The sequence below is a fragment of the Kytococcus schroeteri genome (assembly GCF_002847825.1).
In the GTDB taxonomy this organism is placed as follows: domain Bacteria; phylum Actinomycetota; class Actinomycetes; order Actinomycetales; family Dermatophilaceae; genus Kytococcus; species Kytococcus schroeteri.
The window spans coordinates 1-1,792 of sequence record NZ_PKIZ01000037.1; the positions used below are offsets into that span (position 1 = coordinate 1).

1 protein-coding gene is annotated in these 1,792 nt (G+C 68.7%); it reads right to left on the reverse strand.

Features of this window, described 5'->3' with window-relative positions:
* Positions 1 to 343: 343 nt before the first annotated feature.
* Entirely contained in the window at positions 344 to 1,660 is a 1,317-nt protein-coding gene (locus tag CYJ76_RS11355) for an ISL3 family transposase (RefSeq protein ID WP_101850050.1), read from the reverse strand.
* Positions 1,661 to 1,792 lie beyond the last annotated feature (132 nt).

Here is a 1,792-nt window from a genome sequence, read left to right on the forward strand (position 1 = left end):
GAGGGGGTAGAAGTCCTCAGATCATGCCCGGGACCTCGACCCCTACCCCCAAGCACCCACGCTCAACTCCGAAGAGCCGGTTTGCTTCTTGCGCTGCTGATGACGTGTGCCGCGCCCGGTGCAGGGCTGGCTCTGCTGGGTGGGGTGGGGCGCCCTTCATGGCCGGAGGAACCCCGGAAGCCGTGATGAACGTCGAGGGCCGTGGGCGCATCGTTGTCAGTCGCCTCGATGGCATCTCCCAGCGAGATTGGGACCCTCGGGAGGATGTCGCTCTCCGGAGGGGTGGCCGTGAGATGGCCGCCGCGGTGGAGCGCCCGTTCGGCGAAATGCAGTTGTTCACGGCTCATCCCAATCGAGGGTGTAGTTGGGGTCTGAATCCGCCTGTCTCGAGCAGGCTTCTGGTGATGTAGTTGGTGAGGTTGCGGAAGCCCAGGGCGGAGCCGCGGAGGTGTTCGAGTCGGCCGTTCGTGGCTTCGGTGGGGCCGTTGCTGGTGCCGGGTCGGTCGAAGTAGGCCAGGACGTCCTCTGCCCGCTTGGACAGAGTGCGGCCGAGGGTGACGAGCTCGGTGAGCGCGGCGGGGACGCCGGAGGTCAGGCTGGTGATGAGGTTGCTCATGGCCTGTCGGCCTGCGGTGCGGTCGGGGTGTCGGTAGGCGGCGATCATGCGCTGGTAGATGCCCCAGGTGGCTTCGACCTGGACGTGGTCGTCGTCCCCGAAGAGGGCGGTGAGGCGTTGGGTCTGGCGGTCGGTGAGCAGGTCGGCGCCGGTGTGCAGGGTGCGTCGGGATCTGTAGAGCGGGTCGGTGTTGCGGCCGCGGTGGCCGTGCAGTTCTTGCTGGACCCGGCGCCGGCAGCGGTCGAGGGCGTCGCCGGCGAGGCGGACGACGTGGAAGGGATCCATGACGGCGACGGCCTGCGGGAGCTCTTCGGTGGTGGCGGTCTTGAAGCCGGTGAACCCGTCCATGGCGACGACTTCGAGGCCGTCGCGCCAGGCCTTGGGTCGGGCAGCGAGCCATGTCTTGAACACTTCCTTGGAGCGGCCCTCCACCATGGCCAGCAGCCGCGATGGCCCGGTCTTGTCGCGGACCGGGGTGAGGTCGATGACGACGGTGACGAACTTGTCGCCGCGGTGGGTGTGACGCCAGACGTGTTCGTCGACGCCGATCACCTTCACGTCATCGAATCGGGTCGGGTCGTCCAGCAGGAGCCGCTGGCCTTCGGCCAGCACAGCGGCGTTGGCTGTGTCCCAGGAGACGGCGAGAGCCTCGGCGAGGCGAGCAACGGTGAGGTGTTGGCAGACGAGTCCGACCAGCGCCCACCGCAGCGCGGTCCGGGACAGCTTCGCTCGGGGCTCGGCGGCACGGGTGGTGTCTTGCCGCCAGACGTGCCCGCAGCCGGTGCACTTGTAGCGGCGGACCGTGAGCAACAGCGTGGTCGGCCGCCACCCCAGCGGTTCGTGGGCCAGCTCCCTGGTGACGGTGTCCCGCGCCCTCCCCTCGCAGCCGCAGCGCCGGCACCAGCGCGCCGCATCGTCCTCTTCGACGCGGCACAGGAGCACCGCTCGGTCCGGCTCCACCTGCTGGCCCACGACCACGAGACCGAGCTCGTCGAGGCGGCAGAAAGTCGTCACATCAGGGGTCGCGAAGGTAGCGTCAGGCACGTCGAGGTCTTCCTGGATGGGCAGTGTGAGAACTTCCATCCTCGGAAGGCCTCGACCACTATCCGGGCACCGACGCGCCGCGCCCTCCCACCACGGCTGCTGCGTCGCCTACACCCTCATCTGGGAAGAGCC